The sequence below is a fragment of the Geodermatophilus sp. YIM 151500 genome (assembly GCF_025716945.1).
Taxonomy (GTDB): Bacteria; Actinomycetota; Actinomycetes; order Mycobacteriales; family Geodermatophilaceae; genus YIM-151500.
Genome location: NZ_JAOVZT010000002.1, coordinates 266,958 through 285,405 on the forward strand (window position 1 = coordinate 266,958; position 18,448 = coordinate 285,405).

Below are 18,448 nucleotides of genomic sequence, written 5' to 3' on the forward strand. Positions count from 1 at the left end.
CGAGGAGGCGTCATGGCGCCGGAGCTCGTCCCGGTCGCGGACGGCGGCCTGGGCAACACGACCTGGCTGGTCGGGCTGGGAGAGGGGCGGGCGCTCGTCGTCGACGCCAGTCGCGATCTGCGCGCGGTGCGGGCGGCCGCGGGGGAGCGCGGCTGGACGGTGGCCTACGCGGCGGACACGCACCTGCACGCCGACTTCGTGACCGGCGCGGTCGACCTCGCCGCCGGCGGAGCCCAGCTGCTCGCCTCCGCGGCGGGAGGGCGGGCCTACGGCCACCGCGGCCTGCGCGACGGCGACGTGGTCGACCTGGGCGGGTCGACCCTCCGCGCGCTGGGCACGCCGGGGCACACGGACGAGCACCTGGCCTACCTGCTGTCGGACGGCGACCGCCCGATCGGGGTCTTCACCGGCGGCTCGCTGATCGTCGGCGCCGCCGCCCGCACCGACCTCGTCGACCCGGACCGCGCCGAGGAGCTCGCCCGCGCGCAGTACGCGTCGCTGCGCCGACTGGCCACGCTGCCCGACGACGTGCGGGTGTGGCCGACCCACGGCGCCGGCTCGTTCTGCTCCGCCCCGCCCGGCGCCGCCCGCAGCAGCAGCATCGGCCGGGAGAAGCTGGTCAACCCGCTGTTGACCGCACCGGACGAGGACGCCTTCGTCAGCCGGCTGCTCGGCAGCCTCGGCACCTTCCCGGCGTACTTCCGGCGGCTCGCCGAGGTCAACCGGCGCGGCCCGTCGCCGCTGCCGACCGACGCCGCCCTGCCGCCGCTCGCGGTCGAGCGGGTCCTCGCCCTGCGCGCCGCGGGGGCCGTGGTGGTCGACGTCCGCCCACCGGCGGCGTACGCCGCAGGCCACGTCCCCGGGGCGCTGGCGATCAGCTTGCGCCCGGTCTTCGCCACGTGGCTGGGCTGGCTGGTGCCCGACCCGACCACACCCCTCGTGTTCGTGCGCGCCGCGGAGCAGGACCCCGACGAGGTCGTCTGGCAGGCCCGCAAGATCGGCCACGACGTCCTCGCCGGTGAGCTGGCGGGTGGGATGACCGCCTGGGCCGGCGCCGGGCAGCCGCTCGCCACCGTGCCACGGGTGGGCCCCGACCAGGTGGACCCGGCCCGGGTGCTCGACGTCCGGCAGGACCGGGAGTACGCCGCCGGGCACCTGCCGGCCGCGCGGCACGTCGAGCTCGGTGCGCTGCCGGACGCCGACCTGCCACCCGGGCCGCTCGTGACCATGTGCGCGCACGGCGAGCGCGCCACCACCGCCGCCAGCGTGCTGGAACGCGCCGGCCACTCCGGCATCGCGGTGCTCACCGCCGGCGCCGAGGACTGGGCGAAGGTGACCGGTCACCCCCTGGAGGCGACCGTGTGAGCGCTCCCCTCCCCGCGACTGCGGCGGCCGGAGCCACCGCCGGCGCGGCGGGGGAGCCGGTCCCCCGGGGGACGCCCGTGCGGCTGGGTCTGCGCGCGAACCTGCCCCAGTTCCTGCTGCTGGTCGTGGTCAACGCCCTCGTCGGCGCCACCCTCGGCCAGGAGCGCACCGTCCTCCCCCTGCTGGCGGAGCAGGAGTTCCGGCTCGGCGGGTACAGCGCGGCGCTCACGTACATCCTCGTATTCGGGCTGGTGAAGGCGGGCACCAACTTCTTCGCCGGCACCTGGTCGGACCGGTTCGGTCGCAAGCCGGTGCTCGTGGCCGGCTGGCTGGTCGCGCTGCCGGTACCGGCGATGCTGATCTGGGGCCCGAGCTGGTGGTGGGTGATCGCCGCCAACGTGCTGCTCGGCGTCAACCAGGGGCTGACCTGGTCGACCACCGTGATCATGAAGATCGACCTGGTCGGTCCGGCCCGCCGCGGCCTGGCCCTCGGGCTGAACGAGGCGAGCGGGTACGGCGCGGTGGCCCTGGCCGCGCTGGTCACCGGCTGGCTCGCGGCCGCGCACGGCCTGCGGCCCGCACCGTTCCTGTTCGGCGCCGCCGTGATCGCCCTCGGCCTCGGCCTGTCCGGGCTGGCCGTGCGCGAGACCCGCGACCACGCCCGCCTGGAGGCCGCCACCTCCGTCCACGCCGGCGGCGAGCTGTCCACCCGGCAGGTCGCCGTCCTCACCTCGTTCCGCGAGAGGGCGCTGTCGGCGGTCAGCCAGGCCGGCCTGGTCAACAACCTCAACGACGGCCTGGCCTGGGGCATCTTCCCGCTGCTGTTCGCCGCGCGGGGGCTTCCCGTGGGCCAGATCGGTGTGCTGGTGGCGCTGTACCCGGCCGTCTGGGGAGCCGGGCAGCTGGTCACCGGCGCGGTCTCGGACCGGCTCGGCCGCAAGCGGCTCATCGTCGCGGGCATGTGGGTCCAGGCCGTCGCGCTGGGGCTGGTCGCGCTCGGCACCACGTTCGGCACCTGGGCGGTCGCGGCCGTGCTGCTCGGCGCCGGCACCGCGATGGTCTACCCGACGCTGCTCGCCGCGATCGGCGACGTCGCCCACCCGGCCTGGCGGGCCCGGTCGATCGGGGTGTACCGGCTGTGGCGCGACGGCGGGTTCGCCGTGGGTGCGGTGCTGGCCGGCGTCGTCGCCGACGCCCTCGGCCTGGTCGCCGCCGTCTGGGTCGTCGCCGCGCTCACCGCCGCCTCCGGCGCGGTCGTGGCGGTGCGCATGTACGAGACCCACCGGCGACCGGCGACCGCCGTGGACCCGGCGGCACCGGTGGCGTGGTCGGGGCGGGATGTCGACCGCTGTCCTCCCGGGGGGACCCGACGAACCGATGACATCGCTTGACATCGCTGCCGCGCTCGTTGACCCCGACGGCCGGTCGGCGGAACAGTGCCTGCACCCGACGGGGCGGGCACGCGGTGCCGCCGCACCCGGGAGGAAGCAGCCCCTCCCATCCCCGCTCCTACGGCGGCACCCCACCACCTGGCCTCCAGCCCCGTGGGTCCCCACCAGGAGGTCCTCATGGCTCTCGACCAGAACAAGCTCGACGATCTGCTGGGCCGCTTCGTCACCGACGTGGGTGGCAGCTTCCAGGCCCTGAACGCGATCCTCGGCGATCGGTTGGGGCTGTACCGGGCGCTGCAGATGACCATGCCCGCCAAGCCGGAGGACGTGGCGTCCGAGGCGCGTGTCGCGGAGCGATACGTCCGGGAGTGGCTGGCCGGCCAGGCCGCCGGCGGCTACGTGACCTACGACCCCGGCAGCGGCCGTTACTCGCTGACGGAGGAGCAGGCGTTCCTCCTCGCAGCACCGGACGGCATGCAAGCGGCGGCGGCCTTCCACATCCCCGTCGCGGTGGCCAAGAACATCGAACGGATCACCGAGGCCTTCCGCACCGGCGGTGGCTTCCCGTGGCACGACCACGACCCCGCGCTGTTCGAGGGCACCGAGCGGTTCTTCCGCCCGGGCTACGTGATGAACCTCGTCTCCGCGTGGATCCCCGCCCTCGACGGCGTCGAGGCCAGGCTCCGGTCCGGCGCCCGCGTGGCCGACGTCGGCTGCGGGCACGGCGCGTCGACCCTGCTCATGGCCGAGGCCTTCCCGGCCTCCGAGATCACCGGCTTCGACTACCACCCCGCGTCGGTCGACCTGGCCCGCAAGCGGGCCGTCGACGCCGGGCTCGCCGACCGGGTCTCCTTCGAGGTGGCGTCCGCCGCCGACTTCCCCGGCGCCGGCTACGACCTGGTCACGATCTTCGACGCGCTCCACGACATGCCCGACCCCTCGGGCGCGGCGAAGCACATCCGCGCTGCGCTGGGGGACGACGGAACGCTCCTGCTCGTGGAGCCGATGGCCGGTGACCGGGTGGAGGAGAACCTCAACCCGGTGGGACGGCTGTACTACGGAGCCTCCACGGTCATCTGCGTCGCGCACTCCATGTCGGAGGAACCCCGGACCGCCCTCGGCGCACAGGCGGGCGAGGCCGCGCTGACCGACCTGCTGCACGACGCCGGATTCGGCCGGGTCCGGCGGGCGGCCGAGACGCCCTTCAACCTCGTGCTGGAGGCGCGGGCCTGACCGTCCGGCCCCGTGCGGAGCCCCGGTCCTCGCCGAGGACCGGGGCTCCGAGCTCCCCGGCGCCGCCGCCCGGCCGCCCGCGGGCGGCGGTCCCGGCACGGTGCCGGTCGGCCGTCAGGGCCGGATCTCGTACACCACGTTGAACGGCGACTGCGCGGCCACCCGGAACCGGGTGAAGCCCGCCTCGGCGGCCACCTGGCGGATGGGCGCCTCGCCGGCCTGGGCGCCGAGCGAGTGGCCACCAGGCTGCGAGAGCCCGTTCGGCACGCACAGGAACAGCGATCCGGCGTAGTAGAGCCTGCCCACGGGGTTGAAGTTGTCCTCGACGCGGTCGGACGCGAACGGCTCCACGAGCAGCCAGGTGCCGTCGGGAGCCAGCGCCTCCCGGATCTGCCGCGCCGCCCCCACCGGGTCGCCCATGTCGTGCAGCGCGTCGAACATGGCCACCAGGTCGTAGCCGGCGCCGGTGAAGGTCTGCGCCGAGGCCACCTCGAAGGTGACCCGGTCGGCCACCCCGGCCTCCGCGGCGTGCTTGCGGGCCTGCTCGATCGACTCGGCGTGGTAGTCCGAGCCCACGACCGTGGTCCGCGGGTACGCCTCGGCGATGAGCACGGACGACGAGCCGAAGCCGCAACCGACGTCGGCCACCTTGGCCCCGGCGGTCAGCTTGGCCTCGACGCCGTCCAGCGCGGGAATCCAGTTCTGCACCAGTTCGGTGACGTAACCGGGGCGGAAGAACGCGTCGCACCCGACGAAGACGTCCTCCTCGTGCTCGTGCCACCCGATGCCGGCACCGGTGCGGAACGCCTCGGTGAGCTTCGGCTCGTCGCGCAGGTACCCGAGCATGATGCGGAACGCCGCGGGCAAGTTGGGGCCACGCGGGTCGGCCAGGCAGAAGGCCTGTTCCTCCGTGAGGTAGAACGCGCCCGTCGCCGGGTCGTAGCTGACATACCCCCCGGCCGCCTGCCCCCGCATCCACTCGGTCAGGTACCGCTCGGCGCAGCCCGTGCGCGCGGCGAACTGCTCGGGGGTGGCGGGGCCCTCGGCGAGGGAGCGGTAGAGGCCCAGCCGGTCCCCGATCACGACCCCGCCGGTCGCTCCCGTCGCGCCGGCGTCCGCGACGAACCGCCCGAGGAACTCCGTCAGCTTGCTCTGGTCCATCCTGTCTCCTCCTCCGTCCGGCCGGCACCTGCCGGTCGGGAGGAACCCTCGACCGCCCGGCTTCCACGGCGCTGGCACGCGCTGCCACGCGGCTGACCGCTGGCTGATCGCGACCGGCCGGCCGCCGGTCGGGCCCGCAGGGCTCCCGCCGCGGCCGGTTCCACCGGCATGCTGGGCGGTGCGCGCGCGGAGGTGGGCATGACCGGGCAGACGGCGACCCCGGTGCGGGTCGAGGTGCTCGGGCCGCTGCGGCTGGTCGTCGACGGCGCCGACGTCGAGGTCCGCGGCCCGAAGCGGCGGGCGGTGCTCGCGCTGCTGGCCCTGGCCGAGGGCCGGACCGTGCCGATCGGGTCCCTGGTGGACGCGCTCTGGCCGGCGGAGGCGCCGGAGTCGGGTCGGCAGGCGCTGCACAGCCACGTCTTCCGGCTGCGCGGCCACCTCGGGCCGGCCGCGGAGCGGCTGGAGACCGGGCACGAGGGGTACCGGCTCGTCCTCCGGGACGGCGACCTCGACCTCGCGCGCGCCCGGGCCCTGCTGGCGGCCGCTCGGGCGGCGGAGGGCCGGGACCCGGCGAGCGCGCTCACCCTGCTGCAGGAGGCGCACGCCCTGTGGCACGGTCCGGTCCTGCCCGACCTCACCGACGTCGAGCCGGTCGCCGTCGCCGCGGAGGCCTGCCGCCGCCTCCACGGCGAGGTGACCGACGCGCTGGTCGCGGCCGCGATCGCCGCCGGCCGGGCCGGCGAGGTGCTGGGCCTCGCGGGGGAGTCCCTGGCCGACGACCCGCTGCGCGAGCCCGCCGTCCTGCTCCTGATGCGGGCGCTCGCGGCCTGCGGGCAGGCACCGGAGGCCCTCCGCGCCGGGCGGGAGTACCGCCGCCGGCTGGCCGAGGAGACCGGGCTGGACCCGTCACCGGCGCTGGCCGACGTGGAGCGCGACATCGCCGGCGGGGTCGCGGCGCCGGCCCGGCCCCGCCCGCCGGCGCACCCACGGCCGACCACACCGCTGATCGGCCGGGAGGACTCCGTCGCGGCGCTGCGCCGCCTGCTGGGGGCCGAGCGGCTGGTCACCGTCGTCGGGCCCGGCGGCGTCGGCAAGACCCGGCTCGCCCTCGAGGTCGCCGCCCGGGCGGGGACGGCGACGGTCCTGCCGCTCGCCGCGGTGTCCGATGCCGCCGCCGTTCCGCACGCGCTGGCGGCCGCCCTGGACCTGGCGGTGGTCCAGGGCGACGTCCTGGGCGCCTGCCTCGCCGTGCTCGGCGACCGGCCCGGCCTGCTGGTGGTCGACAACTGCGAGCACCTGCTCGACTCGGTCCGCGACACGGTCGCGACCGTGCTGGCCTCCTGCCCCCGGTTGTCGGTCCTGGCGACCAGCCGCGAGCGCCTCGGCCTCGCCGCGGAGTACGCGTTCCGGCTGCCGGCCCTGCCGCTGCCCGACTCCGAGCCGGACCTCGCGGCGGTCCCCTCCGTCGCGCTCTTCCTCGACCGGGCCCGCCGGGTGCGCGCCGGCCCGCCGCCGTCGCCGGCGGAGCTGCGCACCGTGGCCGAGGTCGTCCGCCGCCTCGACGGCATGCCGCTGGCCATCGAGCTGGCCGCCGGGCGGCTGTCCACCTTCTCCCTCACCGACCTGCGGGACCGCCTCGACCGCTCGCTGGACCTGCTGGGCGGGAGCGGCCCCAGCGGCGACCCCCGGCACCGCACGCTGCGCGCCACCGCCGAGTGGTCCTACCAGCTGCTGCCCGACGACGAGAAGCGGTTGTTCCGGCACCTGGCCGTCTTCGTCGACGGCGCCGACCTCGACGCCGCGGAGCGGCTCGCCGCCGGGCTGCACCCGGACGGCGATCCGGGCAGCGTGCTCGCCCACCTGGTCGACGCCTCGGTGCTCGACGTCGACTTCACCGCGGGCACGCGGTACCGCATGCCCGAGGCGCTGCGCGCGTTCGGGCTGGACCGGCTCGCCGCGGCCGGCGAGGAGGACCAGGCGGCCGACGCGCTGCTGGGCTGGGCCGTCGACCTGAGCGGGTGGATCCGCGACACCCTCGACTCGGCGGACGAGCCCCGGGCCGACGCCGTCCTGCGCCGCGAGCTGGCCAACCTGCGGGAGGCCTGGCGGACGGCGCGCACCCGGGGACGGCTCGACGCGGCGGTGGGGATCGTGGCCGCGCTGTTCGACGCCATCGCTTACCGCGACCTCGTCGAGCTGCGCGGCTGGGCGCTGGAGCTGGCGGCCGACCCGGAGCTGCGCGGGCACCCGCGCGAGGCGGCCGTGCTCGGCACGGCGGGGGAGTCGGCCTACCACCGCGGCGACCGGGCGGCGGCCGAGCGGCTCGCCCGCGCCGGGCTGCGGATCGGCGCCCACGAGCGCAGCGCCGAAGCCCCCGGTGCCGAGGAACCGGGTGCCGAGGAATCCGGTGCCGGGGGATCCGGTGCCGGGGGATCCGGTGTCGAGGACCACGGCACCGACGCCCACGACCGCGGCGTCTGGGCCTGCCGGTCGACGCTGTCGGTGGTGGCCCTGGCCCGGGGCGCGTACACCGAGGCCGTCGAGCACGCACTCGCGGCGGCCGCCGCGGCCGGCACCGGCCGCGAGAACCTGGGGCTGGCGGCGCTCGCGACGGCCTACGCGGGCGACCTGGCGCACGCCCGGTCGCTCGTCGACCGGGGCCGGGTGGGCGCGGTGTCGCACAGCATGCGGGCGTGGGGGGACTACGTCGCCGGCGAGATCGACAGCCTCGCCGGCCGCCACGACGAGGCCGAACGGCACTACCGGAGTGCCGTCGACCTGGCCCGCGCCGCGGGTGCGACCTTCCTCGTCGGGGTGGCGACGGTGGGCCGGCTGGCCGAGCGGGCCCGTGCCGGCCGGGTGGCCGAGGCGCTGCGCGGATACCGCGAGGTCATCGACTACTTCGACCGCACCGGCAACTGGACCCACCAGTGGGTCGCGCTGCGCAACCTGGCCGACCTGCTGAGGCGGATCGGTGACGATGGCCCGGCGGCGGCGATCGACGACGCGGCCGACCGCGCTCCGGACGCCCCGGCCGACGACCGGCCGCGCGCGGGCGCTCCGCCGGACACGCCCCTGCCCGGCCGGGCCGCCGTCCTGGAGCTGGCCCGCCGGGTCATCGACGGGCACCTCGCCCGGTCATGACGGCCGCCCCGGGCCGCTCGACGAACGCCTCCTCGCCGACCCACGCCGTGTACCCGTCGATCCCCATCGCGGCCATGATCCCGGCGGTCTGGGTCGCCTGCGCCGCCAGGGCCCGCACCTTGCGTGCCGCGGTCTCCGGGGGGAGAACCAGGTCGACCGCGAGCTGCTCGTCGGGCACGGTGACCGGGTAGCCGGGCTGGTAGACGCCGAGCCGCGCGCTCACGTCGCTCCACCGCGGCGCCCGCCGCGCGGGCACGGCGGCCTGCAGCAACCGCGCACCGGACGGCGCCGCGCGGTCGAACGCCGCGGCCGCCCACGCCGCGACCACCTGGTGGTCGGGGTGGCCGGTGATGCCGTCCGGGCCGAACGTCAGCACGGTGTCCGGGGCGATCCGCCCGACCAGGTCGGCCACCCGGGCGACGGCCTCCTCGGCGGGGACCGACGAGCACTCCCCGTCGTGGTAGCCGAGCCAGTGGTGCTCGCGCACGCCGAGGACGTCCAGGCAGCGGGCCAGTTCGACGGTGCGCGCTGCGCCCAGCCGGTCCGGTGGCCAGGCCACCGGATCCGGCGTGCCCAGCTCGCCACGCGTCGCCGTCACGCAGACGACCCGCGAGCCCGCCTCGCGGGCGATCGCCATGAGCCCGCCGGACAGGTACGCCTCGTCGTCGGGGTGGGCCCAGACGCCGAGGACGGTGCCCAGCCCGGCGACGTCGCCGGGCCGGACGACCACGCCCGCCGCGCGGTGTCCCGGTGCGGCTGCCGTCCGGGCCGGCACGGTCTGCACGGTGTCGTCGAGCATGTCGTCCTCCTGGCCGGCTGTCCCCGCCGTCGGTGTCCTGGCCGTCGGTGTCCTGGCCGTCGGTGTCCTGGCCGTCGGTGTCCTGGCCGTCGGTGCGGACGATGGTCGCGACGCCGGCTTCCAACCCGCTGTCGCGTGCCTGACACGGCCGCTGGTCCCGGCCCGGCGCTCACGACGCGGCGTAGACGGCCTGCTCGAACTCGACGTAGGTCCGCCAGGCGTCCCGCTCCGGGATGAAGGGCAGCGAGTTGGTGTAGATCGAGCCGCAGATTCCGGCGGCGCGGTCGACCCAGAAGTGGGTGTTGAACAGACCGGCCCACGCGCCGCTGCCGGCGCGCCGCCGGCCGGGCAGGTCGACGGTGTTCACCAGCAGCCCGTGGCCCCAGGTCCAGCCCGGCCCCAGGCGCAGCGAGTCCGTCGTCGCCGGATCGGCGGTCGGGATCACCTCGGGGAAGGGGATGTCGCCGATCTGGCTGCGGAAGGCCGCGTCGACCGTCTCCGGGCGGAGGATCCGGGTGCCGTCGAGCTCGCCGTCGCGCAGCAGGGCCCGCTGGAACCGGACGTAGTCGCGCGGGGTCGAGTACAGGCCGTGCCCCGCGGCCCACCACTCCGGCTGCTGGGGCAGCGGCTCGCCGATCGCCCTCCAGCCGCCGTCCGCCCCGCGGACGTGCAGGTCGACGCAGTTGTCCCGGCGCGCGTCGTCCAGCAGGAACATGGTGTCGTCCATCCCGAGCGGGCCGGTGATCTGCTCCTCGACGACGACGTCGAGCGACCGGCCCGCCACGGCCTCCACGACCTTGCCGAGCCAGTCGGTGCCGATGCCGTAGACGAAGGCCGTGCCCGGGTCGGCCACCATGGGCGCCATCAGGGCGCGGGCCCCGCCGAGCACCGTGGGCAGCCCGGTGGCGTCCTGGTAGCGGACCAGCTGCTCGTTCCAGAACCAGTAACCCAGCCCCGAGGTGTGGGTGACCAGGTGGTGCACGGTGGCCGGCGTCCGCGGAGGGCGCAGCCGCGGGGTGTCGCCGTCCCAGCCTTCGAGCACCTGGATCTGCCCGAACTCGGGGCGGTACTCGGTCACCGGCGCGGCGAGGTCGAGCTCACCGCGCTCCACCTGCTGCAGCGCGGCCACGGTGGCGACCATCTTGGTCATCGACATGATGCGGAAATGGGTGCCGGCGTCGACCGTCCCGGGGTCCTCACCGACCGCCCGCGGTCCGGCGCCGCCCTCGTGCAGCACGCCGTCCCGGTCGGCCACGATCGCCGCCACGTGCGGCACCGCGCCCCGCTCGACCGCGTCCTGCAGCACCCCGTCGATGCCCGAACCGTCCACCGCAGCCTCCGCTCAGCCGGTCATCGGCGAAACGTCGGTCACCCTGACCACGCCGGGCGGGCGTGTCAAACCCGCAGGCTCACACCCGGCTGAGCCGGCTCCCGCGGCGCAGGTGCGACCAGTCGCCCCGGCCGTCACCGCGCCGTCCGGTGGCGGCCTGCGGCGCGGCGGCCTCGTACGGGCCGGCTCCGTGCGGGGCGGCCTCCTGCGGGGCGGCCTCCTGCGGGGTGGTCACCCGCGGGGTGGACCGACCGGGCCCCGGCCGCGGGTCCGGACGTCCCGCGGCCGCCGGAACCCACCGGGGCGGGGGGACGAGGGCGTGCGCCGGCGGGCGGGGCCGGGTGCGCAGGTCGGCCAGGAGCACGTGCGGTCGAGTGTCGTCGTCGTCGCCGTCGTCGGTGGCCGGCTCGTCGACGCCGATCGGCTCGGGCAGCCGGAGGTCGGCGAGGTCCTTCCACGCCGAGTGCCGCAGGCCGTCGACGACGCAACGGACGCGCGCCAGGCAGCGCCCGTCGCCCTCGTGCCGCCAGCCGAGCAGTTCGCCGAGGTACCAGATGCCCCGGTGGTAGACCTCCACCGGCTGCGGGTCACCGGCGAAGGCGCTCGTCGTCCCGTCCCCCGCCACGGCCCGGACTCTAGGTCGCCGGAGCGACACGCTCCGGAAGGCGCGCGTGGCGGTGGGACGGGTGTGACGGGGCTGTCACACCCGACGCGCGCCGGCCGGTGCCGCCGGGTGGTCGTGCGGCCGCCGGTGCCGCCGACCCGCCGTCCGCAGCCCGGCCAGCCGCCGCAGGTGCCGGGGATCGCCCCGGCGGGCGGCCTGGGCGACGTACTCGCCGAGGATGGCGCCGGCCGCCAGCGCCAGGCCGATGGCGATGGCCTGGCCGAGCAGCGTGATGCCGGTCGTGCTCGCGCCCTCGACGAACTGGCGCATGCCCCGGTAGATGGTGAGCCCGGGCAGCAACGGGATGATGCCCGCGGCGACGTACACCAGGGTGGGCACCCGCTGCCGCCCGGCCAGCGCGTAGCCCCCCATGCCGATCACCACCGCGCCGGCGGCCGACGCCAGCGTCGGTGACACGACGATCCGCTCGACGGCCGCGAAGACGCCCCAGCCGAGAGCACCGGCCACGCCGGCGGCGGGCACGGTGCGTCGCGGCGCGTAGTTGGAGACGGCGAAGGCCGCCGACACGACGGCGGCGGCGAGCAGCTGCACGGGCACCTCGTCCAGGCCGCGGATCGGCGGGTCGCCGATGCGCACCGGCAAGCCGGCGCGCACCCCGATCGACAGGGCGACCGCGATGCCGGCGACGATCCCGGCGGCCAGCAGGAAGGTCTCGAAGGCCCGGGCGCTCGCCGTCACGTAGGAACCGGTGATGGCGTCCTGCACCGCGCCGACCAGGGTGACCCCGGGCAGCAGCAGGACGATGCCGGCGGCGACCACCAGCGAGGGCTGCACGTCCGTGTCCGCGGCCACGAGCGCCAGCGCGGCGGCGGTGGCCACCGCGCCGCCGGCCGCGTTCTGGTAGAAGGCCGGCAGCTGCGCGCGGGCGAGCGCGGCGATGACCAGGTCGATGACGACGGTGGCAGCCAGTGCGACGGCGGTCACCACGGGGCCGGCGCCGAGCAGCACGGCCACCGACCCGGCCAGGGCGGCGCGGGCCAGCGTCACCACTCCGCGCCGGTAGGGGTGGCGGGCCCGGACGACGGTGCGCAGCCGCCGCTCGGCCGCGGCCCGGTCGATCCGTCCGTCGACGAGGTCGGTGACGATGTTGTGCACGCCGGTCACCCGCGTGTAGTCCAGCGCCCGCTCGTGCACCAGGCGCATGCCGCTGACCGGCGGGGCGTCCGGACCGGGCCGCCCGCTGATCGAGATGGACGTGAAGGTGATGTCGCACTCGACGCGCTCCAGCCCGGCGGCCTCGGCGACCGCGGTGCAGGTGGCGGTCACCTCCGAGACGCTCGCGCCGCCGGAGAGCAGCACGTCGCCGATGCGGAGCGCCAGCTCCAGCGTCCGGTCGGCGGAGCGCCGGTCGGTGGAGTCCTCCTCGGCGTCGTCCGGGAGGGCGGGCACGGGGGGCTCGGGCGGGGTGCCGTCGATCGGGGGAGGGACCGTGCGGATCGGGTCGGGCGCGGTGCTCACCGCCCCACCATGACGGACGCCGCCGTCCGGACGGGCGTGCGACCCGTCACGTGCGGGAAAGGTTTGCCGGAGCCGTCGCCTTGTGAAAGGAGGTCCGGGTGACCGACTGCCGTCGATCCTGAGGAGTTTCCTTCGTGCAACGGACGTCGTCCGTGTTCTGGGCCGCGCTCGCCGTGGTCGTCCCGTTCGTCCTGTGGGGCGTGCTCTCGTCGGGCTCGCTGGCGACCGCCACCCAGGAGGCCCGGGCCTTCCTGGTCGACCGGTTCGGTTGGTTCTACCTGATCACGGCCACCGTGCTGCTGATCGCCGCCATCGCGCTGGCCGCCTCCCGCTTCGGGCGCATCCGGCTGGGTCGCGACGCGGACCGCCCCGAGTACAGCGCCGGCGCCTGGTTCGCCATGCTGTTCAGCGCCGGGATGGGCGTCGGCTTGGTGTTCTGGGGCGTGGCCGAGCCGGTCGCCCACTTCGTCACGCCGCCGACCGCCGAGCCGGGCAGCGAGCAGGCCGCCCGCGATGCGCTGCGCTACTCCTTCTTCCACTGGGGCCTGCACCCGTGGGCGATCTACGCGGTGCTGGCGATGGCGCTGGCCTACGCGCGGTTCCGCCAGGGCTGGAAGGCCACGATCAGCGGCGCGCTGCGCCCCGTGCTCGGCGACCGGGTGGACGGTCCGCTGGGCACGGTCATCGACACGGTCGCCGTGGTCGCCACGGTCTTCGGCGTCGCCACCTCGCTGGGGCTCGGTGCCGCGCAGGTCAACGGCGGCCTGGCCGCCCTCGTCGACGGGGTCGGGATCGGCTCCGGCGTCCAGCTCGCCGTCATCGCCGTGGTGACCGTGCTGTTCCTCGTCTCGGCCATGTCCGGCATCGACCGGGGCATCAAGTGGCTGTCGACGGCCAACGTCGTCCTGGCCGTGGCGATCTTCCTGTTCGTCTTCCTCACCGCCTCGACCGGCAGGCTGGCCGGAGCCTTCACCACCACGCTGGGCGGCTACCTCGCCGAGCTGCCGCGGATGAGCCTGCAGACCGGTCCCTTCGACGACGAGCGGTCGGCGTGGATCAACGGCTGGACCGTCTTCTACTGGGCGTGGTGGATCTCCTGGTCGCCGTTCGTGGCCACCTTCATCTCCCGCATCTCCCGCGGCCGCACGATCCGCGAGTTCGTCGTCGGCGTCCTGGCCGTGCCCACGCTGGTGAGCGGGCTGTGGTTCTCCGTGTTCGGCGGCGCCGGCGTCCTGGCCGAGCGGGACGGCGCGGGCCTGTCCGAGCTGCCGACCGAGTCGGCGCTGTTCGGCCTGTTCGACACGCTGCCGTTCGGCGTGCTGGCCGGCGTCGCGGCGATGGTGCTGATCGTGACCTTCTTCGTCACCAGCGCCGACTCGGCCACCTTCGTGCTCGGGTCGCTGTCGAGCGAGGACGGGCGCGACCCGGCCCGATCGGTCACCGTCACCTGGGGGCTGGTCATCGCGGCCGCGGCCGCGGTGCTGCTGGTGAGCGGCGGCCTCGAGGGCGTGCAGACGGCGTCGATCGTGGCGGCCTTCCCGTTCGCCGTGGTCCTGCTGCTCGTCCTGGTGTCGCTGGTGCGGGCGCTGCGCGGGGAGCAGGTCCCGGCCGGGCACCGGCCGGCCGTGGCCGTCGCCGGCGACGGCCACGCATCCGACGGCGGTCGGGACGGCGGCTCCGACGGCCGTGACCCGGTGGGTGCGGGGAGCGGCAAGGCGTGACCGGCCGCGACCTCGCGTACGGCGCCTACGTCCTGGGCAGCGCGCTCTTCCTGGTCGTCGCGGTCTCCCAGGGTTCGGCGCTGCTCCTCGCCGGCAGCTCGCTGTTCCTGCTCGGCACGCTCGTCCTGCTCGTGCCCGACATCACGCGGGCCCACCGGGCGCGGCGCGGACGGCACGGGGCATCCCGTGTACGGTGGAGAGCACCGACGCGGGGTGGAGCAGCTCGGTAGCTCGCTGGGCTCATAACCCAGAGGTCACAGGTTCGAATCCTGTCCCCGCTACTGCACGACGAGGGCCTGGTCACCGCGGTGACCGGGCCCTCGTCGCGTCCGGGCCGGCCGACCCGGGCACCGTGCGCGCCGGAACAGCGGTGGGGGACGCCGGGTTGGGGCGGGCATGGAGACCACCGTCACCGACGCCCCCGACGCCGGCCGCTACGAGATCCGGAACGGCGACACGGTGCTCGGCATCGCCGCCTACGAGCGCCGCGGCGGCCTGCGCGTGTTCACCCACACCGAGGTCGACCCCGACGCCGGCGAGTCCGGCCTCGGCAGCCGGCTGGTGCGCGCGGCGCTCGACGACGTCCGGTCCCGCGGCGAGCGGGTGGTGGCCTCGTGCCCGTTCGTCCGCGGCTGGATCGAGCGGCACCCGGAGTACGCCGACCTGGTCGCGCGGGCCGAGGAGCGGTCCTGACGGTGAGCGTGTGCGCTGACGCCCCCTGTCCGGCTCGCAAACCGGGCGTCGGCGCCCACGCTCGACTCTGCGTCAGAGGACCTTCGCGCCGTACATCTCCCCGAGCGGGTCGGCGATGAGCTCGATGCGGGCGCCGTCCGGGTCGCGGAAGTAGACCGAGACGCCGCTGTGGACGACGTGCTCCACGCCGGCGTCGGTGAGCCGCTGCACCAGCTCGTGCCAGCGCTCCGGCTCGACGCTGATCGCCATGTGGTGCAGCCCGCCGAGCACCTCGGCGTACGGGCCCACGTCGAGGCCGGGGAAGTCGAAGAAGGCCAGCAGGTTGCCGTGGCCGATGTCGAAGAAGAAGTGCGAGGAGCCGGGGTAGTCGCGGTTCTCGATCAGCTCGGTGAGCGGGAAGCCGAGCACGTCTTGGTAGAAGCGGACGGTCCGCTCCACGTCGCTGCTGATCAGCGCGGTGTGGTGCAGCCCGCGTGCGGTGGAGGCCGGCCGTTCGCCGGCCGGGCGCAGGTGCGCCCGCCGGATGCGCTCGCGCTCGGCCTCCAGCGCGGTCAGGTCCCGGGTGCCTTCGGCGGTGCTCATGCCGCGCATCCTCCTCGATCGACGGGCTCGGTGGCGGGGAACAACCGCGCGCGGGCGGCCCGGCTTCCCGCCGACCGCCGTCGCGGGCGCGTCCGGGGAGCGGCACCCCGGCCGCCCCGCGGGTCTGGTGGGATGGCGTCGGCGGGTGGAGGTCCGCGGGCGCCGGTGCCCGGTCCGCCCGCCAGGCCCCGAGGAGGCGCTCCCGTGCAGTACGCCGAGTCCGTGCTCGACCTGATCGGCGGCACCCCGCTGGTCCGGCTCGTCTCGGTTCCCCGCGACCTCGGCCCGGACGCGCCGCTGGTGCTGGCCAAGGTCGAGTTCTTCAACCCCGGCGGCTCGGTGAAGGACCGGATCGCCGTCCGGATGGTCGACGAGGCCGAGGCCAGCGGCGCGCTGCGGCCCGGCGGCACCATCGTCGAGCCGACCAGCGGCAACACCGGCATCGGGCTGGCCCTCGTCGCCCAGCGGCGCGGCTACCGGTGCATCTTCGTGTGCCCCGACAAGGTGGCCGAGGACAAGGTCAACACGCTGCGGGCCTACGGCGCCGAGGTCGTCGTCTGCCCCACCGCCGTCGACCCCGCCGACCCGCGCTCCTACTACTCGGTGTCCGACCGGCTGGCCCGCGAGACGCCGGGCGGCTGGAAGCCCGACCAGTACGCCAACCCGGCCAACCCGCGGTCGCACTACGAGACCACCGGCCCGGAGATCTGGGCGCAGACCGAGGGGCGCATCACGCACTTCGTCGCCGGCGTCGGCACCGGCGGGACGATCAGCGGGACCGGCCGCTACCTCAAGGAGGCCTCCGGCGGGCGGGTGCGGGTCGTCGGCGTCGACCCGGAGGGGTCGGTCTATTCCGGCGGCACCGGCCGGCCCTACCTCGTCGAGGGCGTGGGCGAGGACTTCTGGCCCGACGCCTACGACCGGTCCATCGCCGACGAGATCGTCGCCGTCAGCGACGGCGACTCCTTCGCCATGACCCGGCGGATGGCGCGCGAGGAGGGCCTGCTGGTCGGCGGCTCGTGCGGCATGGCGGTGGCGGGCGCGCTGCGGGTGGCGCAGCGCCTCGGTCCGGACGACGTGGTCGTCGTGCTGCTGCCGGACGGCGGACGCGGCTACCTGGCCAAGATCTTCAACGACAAGTGGATGGCCGACTACGGCTTCCTCGCCGTCGGTGGCGGCGAGACGGTCGGCGAGCTGCTGCAGGCCAAGGACGGCGCGACGCCGTCGCTGGTCCACACCCACCCGAACGAGACGGTGCGCGAGGCGATCAACATCCTGCGGGAGTACGGCGTCAGCCAGATGCCGGTGGTCAGGGCCGAGCCGCCGATCACCGCGGGCGAGGTGGTCGGCGCCGTCGAGGAGAAGTCACTGCTCGACGCGCTCTTCGCCGGCAAGGCCAGCCTGTCCGACCGGGTCGAGAAGCACATGTCCCCGCCGCTGCCGATCATCGGTTCGGGCGAGCCGGTGGCCGCCGCCGTGGCGGCGCTGGGCACCGCCGACGCGCTCGTCGTGCACGTCGACGGCAAGCCGGCCGGTGTGGTCACCCGGCAGGACGTGCTCGGCCACCTGGCGGGGGTGGCCCGGTGAGCGGTCCGGTGCCGATGGACGGGGACGACACGAGGACGGCCGTCGGCGCCGGGGCCACCGGCCCCGGCCGGTACCGCGGCTTCACGACGCGCGCCATCCACGCCGGCCAGGAGCCGGACCCCGCGACCGGGGCGGTGATCGTGCCGGTGCACCTCACCACCACCTACAAGCAGGACGGCGTCGGCGGGCTGCGCGGCGGTTACGAGTACAGCCGCAGCGCCAACCCCACCCGGACGGCGCTGCAGGAGGCGCTGGCCGCGCTGGAGGAGGGTGCGGCCGGGCTGGCGTTCGCCTCGGGGCTGGCCGCCGAGGACACCCTGCTGCGCACCGTCTGCGCCCCCGGCGACCACGTCGTCCTCACCGGCGACGCCTACGGCGGCACGTTCCGGCTGCTGTCGAAGGTGCTCGCGCGGTGGGGGTTGGAGCACACGCCGACCGACCTGACCGATCTCGACGCCGTCCGGGCGGCGGTGCGGCCGACGACACGGGTGGTCTGGTGCGAGACGCCGACCAACCCGCTGCTCGGCATCGCCGACATCGCGGCGCTGGCCGAGATCGCGCACGCCGCGGGCGCGCTGCTCGTCGTCGACAACACCTTCGCCTCGCCGTACCTGCAGCAGCCGCTCACCCTCGGTGCCGACGTCGTAGTCCACTCGACCACCAAGTACCTGGGCGGGCACTCCGACGTCGTCGGGGGAGCCCTGGTCGCTGCCGACGGCGGCCTCGGCGAGCAGCTGGCCTACCACCAGAACGCGATGGGCGCGGTGGCCGGACCGTTCGACGCGTGGCTGGTGCTGCGCGGCATCAAGACGCTGGCCGTGCGGATGGACCGGCACCAGGACAACGCGGCGCGGATCGCCGCGTGGCTGGCCGGGCACCCGGCGGTGGCCTCGGTGCTGTACCCGGGGCTGCCCGACCACCCCGGCCACGACGTCGCGGCCGAGCAGATGTCCGGCTTCGGCGGCATGCTCTCGTTCCGCATGCGCGACGGCGAGGAGGCCGCGCTGCGGGTGTGCGAGCGGGCGCGGCTGTTCACGCTGGCCGAGTCGCTGGGCGGGGTCGAGTCGCTGATCGAGCACCCTGGCCGGATGACGCACGCGAGCGCCGCGGGCTCGCCGCTGGAGGTGCCGGCCGACCTGGTGCGCCTGTCGGTGGGCATCGAGGAGGCCGACGACCTGCTCGCCGACCTCGACCAGGCCCTCGGCTGACTGTGGGTGCCGGCGTCGGATGTCCACCTGAGCACCGCTGGTCCTCCCGGGACCGTCGGGTCCGGCCGCCGGCGCACCCGGCGGTTCCGCA

The 18,448-nt window shown here is 75.7% G+C and carries 15 protein-coding genes and 1 tRNA gene; 10 read left to right on the plus strand and 6 right to left on the minus strand.

All coding sequences use genetic code 11. From position 1 onward, the window contains the following. The first annotated feature begins 12 nt into the window (after window positions 1-12). The 3 genes from OF117_RS04825 to OF117_RS04835 all read left to right on the plus strand — a co-directional run bounded on the left by OF117_RS04825 (window position 13) and on the right by OF117_RS04835 (window position 3,989). Window positions 13-1,365 carry an MBL fold metallo-hydrolase gene (locus tag OF117_RS04825; RefSeq protein ID WP_263551668.1) on the plus strand — a complete coding sequence of 451 codons (1,353 nt, stop codon included), beginning with the start codon at window positions 13-15 and terminating at the stop codon, window positions 1,363-1,365. After that, window positions 1,362-2,756, plus strand: a complete 1,395-nt coding sequence (locus tag OF117_RS04830) for an MFS transporter (RefSeq protein WP_263551669.1) — start codon at window positions 1,362-1,364, stop codon at window positions 2,754-2,756. The genes OF117_RS04825 and OF117_RS04830 overlap by 4 nt, the downstream gene beginning before the upstream one ends. 177 nt (window positions 2,757-2,933) lie before the next feature. Further along, a complete protein-coding gene (locus OF117_RS04835; RefSeq protein WP_263551670.1) occupies window positions 2,934-3,989 on the plus strand; it encodes a class I SAM-dependent methyltransferase in 1,056 nt (351 codons plus the stop codon). A 114-nt stretch (window positions 3,990-4,103) separates the two neighbouring features. Here the strand turns inward: OF117_RS04835 and OF117_RS04840 are convergent, their stop codons facing one another. Then, window positions 4,104-5,150: a class I SAM-dependent methyltransferase gene (locus OF117_RS04840; protein WP_263551671.1), complete on the minus strand. Its 1,047-nt coding sequence runs from the start codon at window positions 5,148-5,150 to the stop codon at window positions 4,104-4,106. 198 nt (window positions 5,151-5,348) lie between these two features. On the opposite strand from OF117_RS04840, the gene OF117_RS04845 reads away from it, so the two are divergent. Further along, window positions 5,349-8,294, plus strand: coding sequence for an ATP-binding protein (locus OF117_RS04845; RefSeq protein ID WP_263551672.1), 2,946 nt, complete (start codon window positions 5,349-5,351; stop codon window positions 8,292-8,294). Here OF117_RS04845 and OF117_RS04850 read toward each other — a convergent pair. The 4 genes from OF117_RS04850 to OF117_RS04865 form a co-directional block, all read right to left on the minus strand. After that, window positions 8,266-9,093: a PIG-L family deacetylase gene (locus tag OF117_RS04850; protein WP_263551673.1), complete on the minus strand. Its 828-nt coding sequence runs from the start codon at window positions 9,091-9,093 to the stop codon at window positions 8,266-8,268. The genes OF117_RS04845 and OF117_RS04850 overlap by 29 nt on opposite strands. Window positions 9,094-9,262: 169 nt before the next feature. Then, a complete protein-coding gene (locus tag OF117_RS04855; protein WP_263551674.1) occupies window positions 9,263-10,423 on the minus strand; it encodes a serine hydrolase domain-containing protein in 1,161 nt (386 codons plus the stop codon). A 79-nt stretch (window positions 10,424-10,502) separates the two neighbouring features. Further along, window positions 10,503-11,048 carry a hypothetical protein gene (locus OF117_RS04860; RefSeq protein WP_263551675.1) on the minus strand — a complete coding sequence of 182 codons (546 nt, stop codon included), beginning with the start codon at window positions 11,046-11,048 and terminating at the stop codon, window positions 10,503-10,505. Window positions 11,049-11,123: 75 nt separating this feature from the next. Beyond that, window positions 11,124-12,566 (minus strand): threonine/serine exporter ThrE family protein, encoded by a 1,443-nt coding sequence (locus OF117_RS04865; protein WP_263551676.1) that lies wholly within the window; start codon window positions 12,564-12,566, stop codon window positions 11,124-11,126. A 134-nt stretch (window positions 12,567-12,700) separates the two neighbouring features. Between OF117_RS04865 and OF117_RS04870 the strand changes: the two genes are divergently transcribed. The 4 genes from OF117_RS04870 (at window position 12,701) to OF117_RS04885 (ending at window position 14,980) form a co-directional block, all read left to right on the plus strand. Then, on the plus strand, window positions 12,701-14,287 hold the full coding sequence (locus OF117_RS04870; protein ID WP_263551677.1) for a BCCT family transporter: 1,587 nt from the start codon (window positions 12,701-12,703) through the stop codon (window positions 14,285-14,287). Next, on the plus strand, window positions 14,284-14,517 hold the full coding sequence (locus OF117_RS04875; protein ID WP_263551678.1) for a hypothetical protein: 234 nt from the start codon (window positions 14,284-14,286) through the stop codon (window positions 14,515-14,517). Before OF117_RS04870 ends, OF117_RS04875 begins: the two co-directional genes overlap by 4 nt. After that, window positions 14,495-14,568, plus strand: a tRNA-Met gene (locus OF117_RS04880). Before OF117_RS04875 ends, OF117_RS04880 begins: the two co-directional genes overlap by 23 nt. 115 nt (window positions 14,569-14,683) lie before the next feature. Then, window positions 14,684-14,980, plus strand: a complete 297-nt coding sequence (locus tag OF117_RS04885) for a GNAT family N-acetyltransferase (RefSeq protein WP_263551679.1) — start codon at window positions 14,684-14,686, stop codon at window positions 14,978-14,980. A 72-nt stretch (window positions 14,981-15,052) separates the two neighbouring features. Here the strand turns inward: OF117_RS04885 and OF117_RS04890 are convergent, their stop codons facing one another. Continuing rightward, the gene (locus OF117_RS04890; RefSeq protein ID WP_263551680.1) at window positions 15,053-15,562 is read right to left on the minus strand and encodes a VOC family protein; all 510 of its coding nucleotides are present in this window, start codon (window positions 15,560-15,562) and stop codon (window positions 15,053-15,055) included. 204 nt (window positions 15,563-15,766) lie between these two features. On the opposite strand from OF117_RS04890, the gene OF117_RS04895 reads away from it, so the two are divergent. Together OF117_RS04895 and OF117_RS04900 are read left to right on the plus strand one after the other, a co-directional pair. Continuing rightward, entirely contained in the window at window positions 15,767-17,149 is a 1,383-nt protein-coding gene (locus tag OF117_RS04895; RefSeq protein WP_263551681.1) for a cystathionine beta-synthase, read from the plus strand. Next, window positions 17,146-18,357, plus strand: coding sequence for a cystathionine gamma-synthase (locus OF117_RS04900; RefSeq protein WP_263551682.1), 1,212 nt, complete (start codon window positions 17,146-17,148; stop codon window positions 18,355-18,357). Before OF117_RS04895 ends, OF117_RS04900 begins: the two co-directional genes overlap by 4 nt. Window positions 18,358-18,448: the final 91 nt, after the last annotated feature.

What these genes read in the sequence shown, in the direction of transcription:
- OF117_RS04825 (WP_263551668.1), top strand. Translation starts at nt 13, where the DNA reads ATGGCGCCGGAGCTCGTCCCGGTCGCGGACGGCGGCCTGGGCAACACG.
- OF117_RS04835 (WP_263551670.1), top strand. Translation starts at nt 2,934, where the DNA reads ATGGCTCTCGACCAGAACAAGCTCGACGATCTGCTGGGCCGCTTCGTC.
- OF117_RS04840 (WP_263551671.1), bottom strand. Translation starts at nt 5,150, where the DNA reads ATGGACCAGAGCAAGCTGACGGAGTTCCTCGGGCGGTTCGTCGCGGAC.
- OF117_RS04845 (WP_263551672.1), top strand. Translation starts at nt 5,349, where the DNA reads ATGACCGGGCAGACGGCGACCCCGGTGCGGGTCGAGGTGCTCGGGCCG.
- OF117_RS04850 (WP_263551673.1), bottom strand. Translation starts at nt 9,093, where the DNA reads ATGCTCGACGACACCGTGCAGACCGTGCCGGCCCGGACGGCAGCCGCA.
- OF117_RS04885 (WP_263551679.1), top strand. Translation starts at nt 14,684, where the DNA reads ATGGAGACCACCGTCACCGACGCCCCCGACGCCGGCCGCTACGAGATC.
- OF117_RS04890 (WP_263551680.1), bottom strand. Translation starts at nt 15,562, where the DNA reads ATGAGCACCGCCGAAGGCACCCGGGACCTGACCGCGCTGGAGGCCGAG.